This is a genomic window from Mesorhizobium sp. M0016 (assembly GCF_040324035.1).
Lineage (GTDB): Bacteria > Pseudomonadota > Alphaproteobacteria > Rhizobiales > Rhizobiaceae > Mesorhizobium.
Map to the genome: position 1 here is coordinate 84011 of NZ_JAMYVM010000022.1, position 13278 is coordinate 97288.

The 13278-nt window shown below is 63.5% G+C and carries 14 protein-coding genes; 12 read left to right on the plus strand and 2 right to left on the minus strand.

Going from position 1 to position 13278, the window contains the following annotated elements:
- Window positions 1-160 precede the first annotated feature (160 nt).
- On the minus strand, window positions 161-1150 hold the full coding sequence (locus tag NKJ88_RS25900; protein ID WP_023673050.1) for a sugar-binding protein: 990 nt from the start codon (window positions 1148-1150) through the stop codon (window positions 161-163).
- A gap of 466 nt (window positions 1151-1616) precedes the next feature.
- Here NKJ88_RS25900 and NKJ88_RS25905 point away from each other — a divergent pair, with 466 nt between their 5' ends.
- From NKJ88_RS25905 to NKJ88_RS25960, 12 genes are all read left to right on the plus strand, one after another.
- Window positions 1617-2357 (plus strand): ATP-binding cassette domain-containing protein, encoded by a 741-nt coding sequence (locus tag NKJ88_RS25905; RefSeq protein ID WP_023682237.1) that lies wholly within the window; start codon window positions 1617-1619, stop codon window positions 2355-2357.
- A gap of 41 nt (window positions 2358-2398) precedes the next feature.
- Window positions 2399-3397 carry an ABC transporter permease gene (locus tag NKJ88_RS25910; protein WP_023673048.1) on the plus strand — a complete coding sequence of 333 codons (999 nt, stop codon included), beginning with the start codon at window positions 2399-2401 and terminating at the stop codon, window positions 3395-3397.
- Window positions 3398-3436: 39 nt separating this feature from the next.
- Entirely contained in the window at window positions 3437-4207 is a 771-nt protein-coding gene (locus NKJ88_RS25915; RefSeq protein ID WP_023712093.1) for an SDR family oxidoreductase, read from the plus strand.
- 150 nt (window positions 4208-4357) lie between these two features.
- Window positions 4358-5185: an AraC family transcriptional regulator gene (locus tag NKJ88_RS25920; RefSeq protein WP_023712094.1), complete on the plus strand. Its 828-nt coding sequence runs from the start codon at window positions 4358-4360 to the stop codon at window positions 5183-5185.
- Window positions 5186-5298: 113 nt separating this feature from the next.
- On the plus strand, window positions 5299-5742 hold the full coding sequence (locus NKJ88_RS25925) for an SRPBCC family protein (protein ID WP_023673045.1): 444 nt from the start codon (window positions 5299-5301) through the stop codon (window positions 5740-5742).
- Window positions 5743-5758: 16 nt separating this feature from the next.
- Window positions 5759-6553, plus strand: coding sequence for an FAD binding domain-containing protein (locus NKJ88_RS25930; protein WP_023673044.1), 795 nt, complete (start codon window positions 5759-5761; stop codon window positions 6551-6553).
- A gap of 60 nt (window positions 6554-6613) precedes the next feature.
- On the plus strand, window positions 6614-7096 hold the full coding sequence (locus NKJ88_RS25935; RefSeq protein WP_023673043.1) for a (2Fe-2S)-binding protein: 483 nt from the start codon (window positions 6614-6616) through the stop codon (window positions 7094-7096).
- 11 nt (window positions 7097-7107) lie between these two features.
- Complete coding sequence (locus NKJ88_RS25940) at window positions 7108-8475, plus strand: xanthine dehydrogenase family protein molybdopterin-binding subunit (RefSeq protein WP_352446074.1); 1368 nt, start codon at window positions 7108-7110, stop codon at window positions 8473-8475.
- Window position 8476: 1 nt separating this feature from the next.
- Entirely contained in the window at window positions 8477-9481 is a 1005-nt protein-coding gene (locus NKJ88_RS25945; RefSeq protein ID WP_023699673.1) for a xanthine dehydrogenase family protein molybdopterin-binding subunit, read from the plus strand.
- Window positions 9482-9483: 2 nt separating this feature from the next.
- Window positions 9484-10365, plus strand: coding sequence for an AAA family ATPase (locus NKJ88_RS25950; protein ID WP_352446076.1), 882 nt, complete (start codon window positions 9484-9486; stop codon window positions 10363-10365).
- A 235-nt stretch (window positions 10366-10600) separates the two neighbouring features.
- Window positions 10601-11737 carry a vWA domain-containing protein gene (locus tag NKJ88_RS25955; RefSeq protein WP_352446078.1) on the plus strand — a complete coding sequence of 379 codons (1137 nt, stop codon included), beginning with the start codon at window positions 10601-10603 and terminating at the stop codon, window positions 11735-11737.
- Window positions 11737-12624, plus strand: a complete 888-nt coding sequence (locus tag NKJ88_RS25960) for an amidohydrolase family protein (RefSeq protein ID WP_023714819.1) — start codon at window positions 11737-11739, stop codon at window positions 12622-12624. The genes NKJ88_RS25955 and NKJ88_RS25960 overlap by 1 nt, the downstream gene beginning before the upstream one ends.
- 45 nt (window positions 12625-12669) lie before the next feature.
- Here the strand turns inward: NKJ88_RS25960 and NKJ88_RS25965 are convergent, their stop codons facing one another.
- Window positions 12670-13077, minus strand: coding sequence for a carboxymuconolactone decarboxylase family protein (locus tag NKJ88_RS25965; RefSeq protein WP_023699677.1), 408 nt, complete (start codon window positions 13075-13077; stop codon window positions 12670-12672).
- Between the last annotated feature and the right edge of the window lie 201 nt (window positions 13078-13278).

Consider the following 13278-nt stretch of genomic DNA (forward strand, 5'->3'; position numbering starts at 1 on the left):
CCGTCTGCGTCCGGACTGGTCCGAACCTGCACGGCGCGCCGATCTCGTTGCCGAAAATCCAAACTACAGACGCGTCAAAGCCGGAGCCTGCTGCCCCAACCGTTGCGTCCGTCCGGGAAGAGACGGGGCGCCCGTCAAAGGGCGCCCCGAAATCGAGAACCTACTTCTGGATGCAGGTGTCGACCGTGTCCTTGGTGCATTCGTCGAGGCCGGTGAACACCGGATCGGCGACGGCCTTGCCTTCGACCAGATCGATCATCACCGATGGTGCCTTGTAGCCCATTTCGAACGGCCGCTGACCAACCAGAGCAGTTACAAGGCCGTCACGGGCGATCGCCACTTCATCGCCGATCGTATCGGCGGCACCGATGACGAAGTCGTTGCTGGCGATGCGGTCCTTGAGCGGCCCGAACAGGTCGCGATAGGGCTGCGGTGCGCCAAACAGCGGCCAGCCGCCCATGATGCCGAAGGCGTCGAGCTTGGGATTGGCGGCGAGGATGTCGGTCATCGCCTGCACGCCCTTGGCGCCGTCGTCATTGGTGAACACCGGGCAACCGGCAACTTCGGTCCAGCCGCCTTCGCCGGCAAGTGCCGCCAGGCCTTCCTTGCCCGACAGCGCGTCACGCATGCCCTGCGCCCGGCGCAGGATGTTGTCGGCCGCGGGATTGCCTTCGATGGTACAGATCGTGCCGCCGTTCGGCTTGCCCTTCTTGATGTACTCGCCGATCTTGTGACCCATCAAATAGTTGTCGGTGCCGAGATAGGTCTTGCGCAGCGCGGCATCTTCCTTGCTGAGATCGGCGTCGAGCGTCATGATCGGGATCGTCGGATTGGCGGTCTTGATCGTCTGCGCGATCAGCGGCGCGTTGGATGGCGAGATCGCCATTGCCACCGTGTCGGCCTTGCTCAGCATGTCCTGAACGATCTGCGCCTCGCCCGCCTCGTCGGAAGTCGATGCCGGGCCGGTGTAGAAGCATTCATATTCCGAGCTGGCATTTTCCTTGTTCCATTTCTCGCAGCCCTGGTGGATGGCTTCGAAGAATGGATTGTCGAGACCCTTCACCACGATTACGAGCTGTTTCTTGGCCAAAGCCGGCCCGGCGCCCAGCGCCATGGCGGCGACGGCGGCGAGCAAAAGTGTTTTCCTCATGTCAGTCCTCCCTTGAAACAGACGGACACGGCGTGCCCGCCACACAGATCGACCGGATGCTTAATGACCGAGGTTCGTTTCACGAGCACTCGTGTCGCCAAGACAGATCGATAAGCATTTCCAGATGCGGCATTGGCCCGGCTCAACACATGGGTGGCGCCGCAACCTCGACCGATAAACCTCCGCCGATTCCGCCCGGCTAACCGCCAGCGACATCGGCACAATCTCCTCCGACGCTTAGCTAATATCGGCTTGCGGCCAACGTCAATGCTATTTGTCCTACAAAACGGATTTTTGGATAACCAACGCTTCAATTCGTCCGACAATTGATTGACGAGCGCCGGCTTTTGCGTAAAACAACGCTGACGCTGTTTCCGGGAGGAGATGGGGAGAGCGGGGCCAAAGCAGCGCCGGCATTCACGCCGGGAACAGCAGCGGGTCGCAAAACACGGGGAGGCAAAGACTGGTGGCGGTTCTCGAACTCACCAATATCTCGAGGCATTTCGGCGCAATCCAGGCGGTCAACGACGTATCGCTGTCGATCGAGCCCGGACAGGTGGTCGGCCTGATGGGCGACAACGGCGCCGGCAAGTCGACGCTGGTCAAGATGATCGCCGGCAATTTCCGCCCCAGCCATGGCGTCATGCGGATGGACGGCAAGGAGTTGATCCTGCACAAGCCGGCGGAAGCTCGCCAGCACGGCATCGAGATCGTCCACCAGGACCTGGCGCTGTGCAACAATCTGACCGCTGCCGCCAATGTCTATCTCGGCCGTGAATTGCGCCGCGGCCTCGGCCCTTTACGCATCCTCGACTATGCCGCCATGTACAAGCGCGCCGGCCAGCTATTCGCCGAGTTGAAGTCCGAGACCCGTCCGCGCGACCTCGTCAAGCAGATGTCGGGCGGCCAGCGTCAGGCGGTGGCGATCGCGCGCACCATGCTGTCGCAGGCCAAGATCGTGTTGATGGACGAACCGACGGCCGCGATCTCGGTGCGCCAGGTCGCCGAAGTGCTGAACCTGATCCGCCATTTGCGCGACCAGGGCATCGCAGTGGTGCTGATCAGCCACCGCATGCCTGACGTGTTCACCGTCGCCGACCGCGTCATCGTCATGCGGCGCGGCCGCAAGGTCGCCGACAAGACGATTGCGTCAAGTTCGCCCGAGGAAGTCACCGGGCTGATCACCGGCGCCATCGAACAGGTTTGATCTCAGCGAATTTCACCACGCACAGCAGATGAAGGTCGACGATGGCACTGACAATTGACCAGCCGATCGAACAAAAGCAGCAATCCTTGCCGGCAAGACTGTTTGCCAGCCAGACCTTCTGGGTGGTGATCGCGGTCATCCTGGCCTGCCTGTTCCTGTCTTTTGCCACCGACGCCTTCGCAACGTCGAAGAACCTTTACAACATCACCCGCAACATCACCTTCGTCGCCATCATCGCGCTCGGCATGACCTTCGTCATCATCACCGGTGGCATCGACCTGTCGGTCGGTTCGGTGCTCTGCCTGTCGTCAATGGTGCTGGCCGTCACCATGCATGCCGGCTACTCCATCGAGGTCGGCATCCTCGCCTCGATCGCCACCGCGCTCGCCATAGGCGCCTTCAACGGCATCATGATCGCCTATCTCGGCTTTCCACCCTTCGTGGTGACGCTCGGCATGCTGTCGATTGCGCGCAGCCTCGCCATGGTCGCCTCCAACAACACCGTCGTCTTCCAGTTCGGCCCCGATCACGACAAGCTTCTGGCGCTGGGCGGCGGCGCCTGGGTGTTCGGCATCGCCAATCCGGTGCTCTACATGATCCTTTTGGCGCTGATCACCGGCTTCACGCTGCGCTGGACCAAGTTTGGCCGCCACATCTTCGCCATTGGCGGCAATGAGCACGCCGCGACGCTGACCGGCGTTCCCGTCAAGCAGATCAAGGTCGCCGTCTATATGATCTCGGCGCTGGCGGCGGGCATTGCCGGCATCATCCAGACCGGATGGCTTGGCGCCGTCACCACCAATCTCGGAACCGGCATGGAACTGCAGGTCATCGCCGCCACCGTCATCGGCGGCGCCAATCTCGCCGGCGGCGTCGGCACCGCCTTCGGCGCCATTGTCGGTGCCGCGCTCATCGAAGTGATCCGCAACAGCCTTGGTCTGCTCGGCATCAATGCTTTCTGGCAAGGCGTGTTCATCGGCGGCGCCATCCTGCTCGCGGTGCTGTTCGACCGGATCCGCAACTTCAGGCGCAATGACTGAATGTTTTTGGACTGAATCTTCCGGCTGGAAACCGTTGCCTTGACATCGAAATCCCTGTTCGACCTCAACGGGCGGCTGGCGCTGATCACCGGCTCCGGCCAAGGCATCGGCCTGGCGCTGGCGCGCGGCCTTGCCGAGCATGGCGCAAGTGTCGTGCTCAACGGCCGCGATGCCGGCAAGGTTGCCGGTGCTGTCGCCGGCTTGCGCGACGCCGGCTTCAAAGCGCACCCCTCGACCTTCGACGTGACTGATTTTCGCGCGGTCGATGCCGATGTCGCCCGCATCGAGGCCGAGATCGGCGCCATCGACATCCTGATCAACAATGCCGGCGTGCAGTTTCGCGCCCCGCTCGAGGACTTTCCCGAGGAGCAGTGGGAGCGGCTGTTCAAGACCAATGTCTCCGGCGCCTTCCATGCCGGCAAGGCGGTCGCCCGCAACATGATCGCGCGCGGCAAAGGCAAGATCATAAACATCGGCTCGGTGCAGAGCGAACTCGCCCGGCCCAACATCGCGCCCTATACGGCGACCAAGGGCGCGATCCGCAATTTGACCCGTGGCATGTGCACCGACTGGGCGAAATACGGCTTGCAGATCAATGCCATCGCCCCCGGCTATTTCCGCACCGAGATGAACCAGGCGCTGGTCGACAACCAGGAATTCTCCGCCTGGCTGGAAAAGCGCACGCCGGCTGGCCGCTGGGGGTATGTCGACGAACTGATCGGCGCCGCCGTGTTCCTCGCCTCCGACGCCTCATCCTTCGTCAACGGCCATACGCTTTATGTCGACGGCGGCATGACGGCTTCGGTTTGACGGGAAACCCTATCGCTCAGTCTGAAAATCCACCACTACGGCCGGCAGCACACAGCGGCTTTCGCCCCGCGCCTTGACGCGAGCCCGAACTCAGCCGCACAATCCCGTTGCAGGCGAAGGGAGGCCAGTCGTCTGCGGGAGGTATAACCCATGACGGACGCGATCAGGCTCTATTGGGGCCGGTTCGGACATGTTTCTGTCCTGAATGTCGCCAGCGACTTCGTCACCCATGCGCATGTCGAGGCCCACATCATCATCTGGCTGGAGGGCACGGCCGGCGAGATGACCGTCGGCCGCGAGACGGTGCCGCTGGGTCCCGGCACCGCCGCCGGCATCAATTCCTACCAGCCACACAGCCACATTCTGTCGCACAACGGCAGGCCCGGCCTGTTCCTCGCCTTCTACATCGATCCGGATTGGGCGCGCCGGCGCCGCGACCTGCCTTCGTCGGCGCCGTTGTTTGCACAGGCTGCGATCACGCTCGAACCATGGCTGCACCAGGCCGCCGCCAACCTGCTCGATCATTTGAGCGATAATGAAAGCATCGACGACGTCGCCAATTACGAGATCGAGCGCTTCATCGATAGCGTGCTCGACGCCGCCGACGCCTCGGCGCCGCAGGAGACGCGCATCCGCGTCAACACCATGCAGGATTTCCGCGTCCGCAAGGCGATCCAGCTGATGAAGGCCAATGTCTGCGAGCGCATTTCGTTCGACGACGTCGCCCGCAGCGTCGGCCTGTCGCGGCCGCATTTCTTCGCTTTGTTCAAGGAACAGACCAATCTGACGCCCAACGTCTACTGGAACACGCTGCGCATGGAGGAAGCCGTGCGGCAGTTGCAGTGGTCGCAGGAGCCGCTGATCTCGGTCGCCTGCAATCTCGGCTTCACCACCCAGGGCAATTTCTCGCGCTTCTTCCGCGACCATGTCGGCGTGCCGCCGACGCTTTACCGCGAGGCGGCGCGGGCTATGGCCTGAGCCAAGCCGCTCGTTTTTCAGACTCCTTGATAGGGCCGCAAGACCCATTGATAAGCGCAGCACCGGCCGCCGCCCTACCCTGCTGCGTATCGAATTCGTAGGGGAATGATCATATGGCTGAAGTCACCGTCTCCAGCGTCATCGACGCGCCGGTCGAAAAGGTCTGGGCGCGCATACGCGACTTCAACGGCCTGCCGGGCTGGCATCCGCGCATGGTCAAGAGCCATATCGAAGACGGCAAGAGCGCCGAAACCATCGGCTGCGTGCGTAATTTCGAGCTCGCCAGCGGCGCGCGTATCCGCGAAAAACTGCTCGACTTCTCCGACGCGAATTTCCGCGTCAGCTACTCCATCCTGGAGACGCCGCAGCCGTTGACCAATCACAAAGCGACGCTGCAATTGCGCCGCGTTACCGACGGCGACCGCACCTATGCCGAATGGACAGCAACTTTCGACGCGGCGCCCGAAGAGGCCGACAAGATCGCCGCCGGCATGGCCGCCAATGTCTTCCAGGGTGGCTTCAATGCGTTGAAGAGCCATTTTTCTGGCCAGAGCTGAGTCAGGGGAGACTGCCATGGCGCTTGCCCTCCAGACCTTTTCGGCCGTCAGGGATGCCAACGCGGCGCTGAAGGCGCCCGGCACCCGCTATCTCGGCGGCGGCACGCTGGTCGTGCGCGCCGCCAATGAAGGCGATGTCTCCGTCACCGGCCTCGTCCGCTCGACTGATCCGGCCCTCTCCGGGATCACCGTTGCCGGCGGCAAGGTCCGCATCGGAGCTTCGGTGACAATGGCGGCCATCGCCCGCCATCCCGAGCTTGCGGCGCTGTCCAGGGCTGCGCGCGCCGTCGGCGGCCCGGCGATCCGCAATATGGCGACTGTCGGCGGCAATCTGTTCGCACCCGCGCCCTACGGTGATTTCGCTGTCGCCCTGCTGGCGTTGGATGCGACGGTCGGCACCGATGATGGGGAATTGCCTATCGAGGATTTTCTGGCCAGGCGGGACGACAGCCGCGCCATCGTCACATCAGTCGCCTTCGCGTTGCCGAAGGCCGAGAATTTCCGCTTCCTGAAAGTGTCGCGGGTCAAGCCGAAGGGCGTCTCCGTGCTCAGCATCGCCGCCGTTCTCGAACAGGCCGGCGACGGCACTGTCTCCTCGGCGCGGATCGCGCTCGGCTGCATGGCAGACCGGCCGATGCGCGCCCGTGCTGCGGAAAAGGCACTGATCGGCAGCAGGCTCGAGCAGGACGGCGTCGCAGCGGCGCTGGCTGCAGCCGGTGAAGGCACCTCGCCAATCACCGACCCGATCGCCAGCGCCTGGTATCGCGCCGAGGTTCTGCCGGTCCATCTCGGCCGGCTGCTGCTTACTTAACCACCGCTTGGGGGGCGCGCGTCTGTCCGATCAACCGGGCAGGCGCGCTGGGAGGAAAACATGGCAAAGGTTCCGGTTCAGTTCACGCTCAACGGCTCGGAGAAGGCCGAATTTGTCGACAGCGGCACGACGCTGCTGCACGCGCTGCGCGACAAGATCGGCGACACCTCGCCCAAGGGCGGCTGCCACCAGGGCACCTGCGGCGCCTGTTCGGTCATCATCGACGGCGAACTCCGGCTCTCTTGCCTGACGCTGGCCGAGACCTGCGGCGGCGCCGACATTCGCACCACATCGGGCCTCGCTGAGGCCGGCGTCCTGCATCCGCTGCAGCGTGCCTTCCTCGACGCCTTCGCCACACAATGCGGCTTCTGCACGCCGGGCATGATCATGGCCGCCAAGGTGCTGCTTGACCACACGCCCAATCCGAGCCGCGAGGATGTGGTCGAGGCGCTGTCCGGCAATATCTGCCGCTGCACCGGCTACGAGCCGATCATCCAGGCGGTGCTGACCGCGGCCCGAGCCAATTCGCAGAACGCGGCCTAAGGACCAAAAGAATGGAACTGCGCAAAAACTATTTCGCCGATCAGCGCAAGGACGGCCTGCACGAGATCGGCCATGGGCGGCCTCGGCTGGATTCGCCGGGACATGTGACGGGCAAGACCGCCTATTTCGCCGACCGCAACTTCCCGAATATGCTTCACCTGAAAATGGTGCGCAGTCCGCACCACCATGCCCGCATCCGTTCGATCGACACTTCCGAAGCGGAGAAGCATCCCGGCGTGGTGAAAATCCTCACCGCCAAGGATGTGCCGCACAATGTCTACACCATCCTGATCCTGATCCAGGTCGGACCGGAAGACGAAACGGTGCTGGCCGACGGCAAGGTACGCTGGAAGGGCGAGGCGGTGGTGGCGGTGCTGGCCGAGACCGAGCGCGCGGCTCAGGAAGCGGCAGCCAAGGTCAAGGTCGATTATGAGGTGCTGCCGGCCGTCTTCGACATGGAAGAAGCGCTGAAGCCCGGCGCGCCTTTGGTCAACGAATATCACGGCCAGAATTATTACCTCTACGACAGCGGCGAATGCCGCAAGGTGCGCTTTGGCGATGTCGAGGCGGGCTTCGCCGGCGCCGACCACATCCTGGAACAGAGCTACCAGTCCTCGCCGATCGAGCATGCGCCGACCGAGACCACGGGTTGCGTCGTGGTGCCGGAAGGCAATGACCGCTTCACCTGCTACACCAACACCCAGGCGATGTTCTTCACCCTCGACAACGCGTCGATCATCCTGCAGATGCCCGGCTCAAAACTGCATTTCGTCGGCGGCACTGTCGGCGGCGGCTTTGGCGGCAAGGTCGACGTCATCGTCGAGCCGATCGCCATTCTTGGCGCCAAGCTGACAGGACGTCCCGTTTCATTTATCTACAGCCGCGAGGAGGAGATGCAGATCTCCTCGCCGCGCGCCGCCGAAAAGATAATCATCAAGGACGGCGTGATGAACGACGGCCGCATCGTTGCGCGCAAGGTGACCGGCTATACCGATGCCGGCGCCTATTCGCGCCACTCGCCTTATGGCGCGCAGAAGGGAGCGGCGCACTATCCCGGGCCCTACACCATTCCCAATGTCTGGATCGACACTTATTGCGTCTACACCAACCGCACCCCCTCCTCCGCCATGCGCGGCTTCGGCGTCACCATCGGCGACTTCGCGCTTGAGGTGCAGATGGACAAGCTGGCGCGGCTGATCGGCATGGACCCGCTCGAATTCCGCTTCATCAACGCCTATCGCGATGGCGACATGAAGGCGCATCGCCAGCCGACCGAAGGAGCGGCGCTGATCGAGTGCATGCAGGAGGCGTCGCGCGCCGCCAACTGGCCGGTGGCGGAGAAGTATATGGCGATGTCCTCCTACACGAAGGGAGCTTGAGATGGCGATAAGGCGCGGACGCGGCGTCGCCGCGATCAACTACCCGACGGGCATGAACCTTGGCGGCGACCCGACGCAGGCGCTGGTGCATTCGACGCCGACCGGCAATTTTATGGTCACACTTTCGTCGGTCGATCTCGGCCAGGGCCTGAAGCAGATCATGGCGCAGATCTGCGCCGAGACCATCGGTGTGCCGACCGACCGCGTCACCATCGACACCGCCGACACCGACACCGGCCCGCACTGCATGGGTACCTTCGCCTCGCGCGGCACCCACCGCGCCGGCAATGCCGTCATCCAGGCGGCCAAGGAAGCGCGCCAGGTGATGTTGGAAGTGGCGGCGGAAGAGCTGGAGGTCAACGCTTCCGACCTTGAGACTGACGGCCAGGGCAATATTCTGGTCAAGGGCGCGCCGCAAAAGTCGATCTCGATCTTCGATGTCGCCTTGTCGGCGCATTTCAAGCGCGGGCGCTCGATATCCGGGCGCGGCATGTTCCTGATCCCGCGCTCCTATCCGGAGAAAGAGACCGGCGCGATGAAGCCGTCGACCTGCTACGCCCATGCCTGCACGGTGGCCGAAGTCGAGGTCGATGACGAGACGGGCGAGGTTACGGTGCTGACCGTGAAGAACGTCTTTGAGATCGGCCGCGCGCTGAACCCGAAAATGGTCGAGCAGCAACTGGTCGGCGGTTCCTGGATGGGCATCAGCCACGCGCTCTACGAAACGACCGAGCCCTATTATCCCAACCGCGACCATGGCGGCACCGACTTCAACCAGTATCTGATGCCGGGACCGGGCGATCTCGCCCAAACCGAGATCATCGTGCTGGAGCGGCCTTCGGCCGACGGGCCTTATGGCGCCAAAGGGCCAGGCGAAATGTGCGCGAACCCGCAGATCCCCGCGGTTGCCAATGCCGTCTTCGACGCCGTCGGCGTGCGCATCGACACGCTGCCGATCACGCCGGAACGCATCTTGCGCGCGCTGAAAGCGCAAGCGGCGAACTGAGGATGCCAGAGGTGAACGCCGAGACTGTCGCGACCTCACCGGAGGCGGTGGCACGCCACCTCGCTGGATCGCGCTATCTCGCCGACGACAGCCTGGCGACGGCGATCTTCCTGGCGATACGGCTGGGCAAGCCGTTGCTGCTCGAAGGCGCGCCCGGCGTCGGCAAGACCGAAGCGGCCAAGGCGACCGCGCAACTTCTCGGCCGCGATCTGGTGCGGCTGCAATGCTATGAAGGAATCGACGCAGCACACGCGCTCTATGAATGGAACTACCAGCGCCAGTTGCTCGCCATCCGCCATGCCGGCGAGCACGAGATCGACATCTATGACGACCGCTTTCTGATCGCGCGGCCATTGCTGCAGGTGCTGCGGGCGCCGGAGCAGCGCGTGCTGCTGGTCGACGAGATCGACCGCTCCGACCACGAATTCGAAGCGCTGCTTCTGGAATTCCTCTCGGACTTCCAGATCAGCATTCCCGAACGCGGCACCATCCGCGCCGAAGCGCAGCCGATCGTCATCCTGACCTCGAACCGCACCCGCGAACTCGCCGAAGCGCTCCGGCGCCGGTGCGTCTATCACTGGATCGGCTATCCCGACGCCGAGCGCGAAGCCGCCATCATCATGCTGCGCGCCGGCGATGTCGCCGAGACCACCGCCCGCGCCGTGGCGGCCGCTGTGCAGGAGATCCGCGTCCGCCCGCTGGCCAAGCCGCCCGGCATCTCCGAGGCCGTCGAATGGGCCAACGCCGCCACCATACTGGAGAAAGGCGGCAGCCCATGGCCGCAAGCCTTCCGCCGCGCCATCGGTGTGCTGATCAAGGACGAGGAGGATTTGTCCGCGATCGCGCCGGAGCTTGGCCGGATTATCGAGGAGGCGCTGGGGTGACGTGTGAGGTCAACAGCTCGTTCACAGCGAGGTGGCCTCACCTGGGCACTCTGCAACGCTGGCGGGACAGCGCCCCCCTCTGTCCTGCCGGACATCTCCCCCACAAGGGGGGAGATCAGCCGTCATCCTGGCTTTCGCCAATCTCCAGCGGCGCAGAAAGAACCGAAGCGCCGAAGCCGCCAATCTCCCCCCTTGAGGGGGAGATGTCCGGCAGGACAGAGGGGGGCGCGAAGGAATGATGCGTCAGGGAACCCTTCCTCTCGCCTCCGCGCCCTTCCTCCACTTCGCCCGGCTGCTGCGCCGCCACGCCTTTGCCGTCGCCCCCGAGCAGGTCTCCAGCTTCATGCAGGCGGTCACCCTGCTCGGCCCCCGCTCGATGGCCGACATCCGCGAGGCGGCGCTCGCAACGCTTGCCCCCCCGCCCAATCGCCGCGGCGAATTCGAGGCGCATTTTCGCAATCACTTCCATGGCGATGGCCAACCCTCGATCGAAGGCGAGGAAGACGAGGAAACCCGCATCAAGGACGATCACGGCACGCGCCAGGAGGAGAAACAGACCACGCGCCAGGAGAAAGGCGGCGAGCTGTCGTCGGCAATCGAACAGCTCAGCAGCCGCGACTTCCTCCGCGACGACGATGGCCTTGGGCCCTTCCGCCGCAAGCTCGCTTCAACCCTGCCCGCGCGCCGCTCCTTCCGCACCGTGCGCACCCATTCGCGCGGCAAGCTCGATCTGCGCCGCTCGCTCAGGGAAATCGTCAGCGCCGATGGCGATATCCCCTCGCCGCAGCTCCGCCGCCGCCAGACGGTGCCGCGCAAGCTGCTGATCCTGATCGATGTTTCCGGCTCGATGAAGCTGCATACATCGGATTATCTCAAACTGGCGCACGCCGCCGTACAAGGTGCTGACCGTGCCGAAATCTTCACCTTCGGCACGCAGCTCACCCGAATCACGTCCGCACTGCGTATCCGCGATCGCGACCAGGCTCTCGCCCGAGCGGCGGCACTCGTAAACGACTGGGACGGCGGCACGCGCATGGGACCGACCCTGCTCGCCTTCCTCTCGGTGCCCCGTTTCTCAGCTTTCGCTCGCGGTGCCGCTGTGATCATCCTGTCGGACGCGCTGGAGCGCGGCGACCATGCCGATCTCGAAACGGCGATACGCCGACTGAGCGCGCGCGCCTTCCGGCTTTCGCTGGCGACACCTTTGGCCGGCGATCCGCGCTTCCAGCCGGCAACGGCGGCGTTGCGCGCCATCTTGCCCGATCTCGACGATCTCATCGACGGCTCTTCGCTCGGGAGTCTCACCGATTTCATCCTGTCGCTCGCCCGCCCTGCCCCGGCGTCGTCGGCAATCTGGAAAAGGGTATCGTGATGCAGAAAGCCATCGACGCGCATTTCCACATCTGGCGCCAGCAGGATCAGCCCTGGCTGGTCGGCCCGATGGTGCCGCGCATTTTTGGCCCCTACGAGCCGATTCGCCGCGACTATCCGATCGAGGAATTTCTCGCCGATCAGCAAGGCGCAGGTGTCGAGAAGGCCGTCTATGTCCAGACCAACTGGGCCAAGGAGGATTTCGAAAAAGAAGTCGCCTTCCTGCAGAAGACTGCCGACGAGACCGGCTGGCCGCACGCTATCGTCGGCTATACCGATATGACTGTCGACGATGTCCGGCCCCAGATCGATCGATTGAAAAAGTACCCGCTGCTGCGCGGCGTGCGCATGCAGTTACACTGGCACGAGACGCCGGCCTTCCGCTTCGCTGCCTCGGCCGATCAAGTCATCGACCCCAAGGTACGCGCTAATGTGGCGCGGCTGAAAGACTATGGCTTGTCCTTCGACCTGCAGCTTTTCCCTGCCCAGATGAAGGATGGGCTGACGCTGGTCGGCGAGAATCCTGAGACCAACTTCATCCTCACCCATGCCGGCATGCTGACCGGCATGGAGCCGGAAACCACCGAGGCCTGGAAAGCCGGCCTGAGTACTCTATCAACAGCGCCGAACTTCTACGCCAAGCTGTCGGGCCTCGGCACCTTCGCCCACCGCAACGATCCGGCGTTGATTGCCTACATCGTCGACAATGCCATCGACATTCTGGGCGCTGACCACCTGATGTTCGGCTCCAACTTCCCGATCGAAAAACTCTGGACGACCCATGCCGAACTAATCAAGGCGCACCGCGCCGCGGTAGGCAAGCATGGCGCGGCCGCCGAGGCGGATATCTTCTGGAACACGGCGGAGAAGGTTTACAGACCGGCATAGCGCACGCTTCCCCTTCTCCCACAGGGGAGAAGGGAAATCCGCCCCTCACTTCACTTCAAACTCAGGATCGACCGGAATCTGCATCGCAGTCACCAGATGGTTGGTCTGCCCGGCCAGCCCGATGATCGACACCAGCTCGCCATGCTGCGCATCGGTCAAGCCTTTGGCGCGGGCGGCTGCCGTATGCGAATGGACGCAGTAGGAGCAGCCATTGGCGGTCGACACCGCGATATAGATCATTTCCTTGGTCAGCGGGTCGATGGCGCTCTCCGTGGCCATCACCACCTTCACCTGTTCCCATGTCCGTTTCAGCAAGGCCGGATCGTTGGCGAGCCCACGCCAGAAATTGTTGACGAAATCCGATTTGCGCGTCGCGCGGATGTCATCGAACACAGCCTTCGCAACCGGGATTTTTTCGACCTCAGCATCGCTGAGGAGTTTTGTGGCGGCCATGGCGTTTCCTTTCGTTGAATCGGTGGATCAGGTGGTTGAATCAGGTTTCGAGCAAGGGCGGCTAACCGGCTATTCCGATTCAGTTTTTGATGCTGACAGAACCATGGCGATTGGCCGAAGCATCTCAGCTTCGTCATTCACGGGCGAAGCAGGCGCGAAGCGCCGTCGCGGAGAGACCCGAGGATGACGAAGGCGCTGAGG

Coding starts and splice junctions, on each gene's coding strand:
- NKJ88_RS25900 (WP_023673050.1), bottom strand. CDS start 1,150: ATGAGGAAAACACTTTTGCTCGCCGCCGTCGCCGCCATGGCGCTGGGC.
- NKJ88_RS25910 (WP_023673048.1), top strand. CDS start 2,399: ATGGCACTGACAATTGACCAGCCGATCGAACAAAAGCAGCAATCCTTG.
- NKJ88_RS25920 (WP_023712094.1), top strand. CDS start 4,358: ATGACGGACGCGATCAGGCTCTATTGGGGCCGGTTCGGACATGTTTCT.
- NKJ88_RS25925 (WP_023673045.1), top strand. CDS start 5,299: ATGGCTGAAGTCACCGTCTCCAGCGTCATCGACGCGCCGGTCGAAAAG.
- NKJ88_RS25930 (WP_023673044.1), top strand. CDS start 5,759: ATGGCGCTTGCCCTCCAGACCTTTTCGGCCGTCAGGGATGCCAACGCG.
- NKJ88_RS25935 (WP_023673043.1), top strand. CDS start 6,614: ATGGCAAAGGTTCCGGTTCAGTTCACGCTCAACGGCTCGGAGAAGGCC.
- NKJ88_RS25940 (WP_352446074.1), top strand. CDS start 7,108: ATGGAACTGCGCAAAAACTATTTCGCCGATCAGCGCAAGGACGGCCTG.
- NKJ88_RS25945 (WP_023699673.1), top strand. CDS start 8,477: ATGGCGATAAGGCGCGGACGCGGCGTCGCCGCGATCAACTACCCGACG.
- NKJ88_RS25950 (WP_352446076.1), top strand. CDS start 9,484: ATGCCAGAGGTGAACGCCGAGACTGTCGCGACCTCACCGGAGGCGGTG.
- NKJ88_RS25955 (WP_352446078.1), top strand. CDS start 10,601: ATGATGCGTCAGGGAACCCTTCCTCTCGCCTCCGCGCCCTTCCTCCAC.
- NKJ88_RS25960 (WP_023714819.1), top strand. CDS start 11,737: ATGCAGAAAGCCATCGACGCGCATTTCCACATCTGGCGCCAGCAGGAT.
- NKJ88_RS25965 (WP_023699677.1), bottom strand. CDS start 13,077: ATGGCCGCCACAAAACTCCTCAGCGATGCTGAGGTCGAAAAAATCCCG.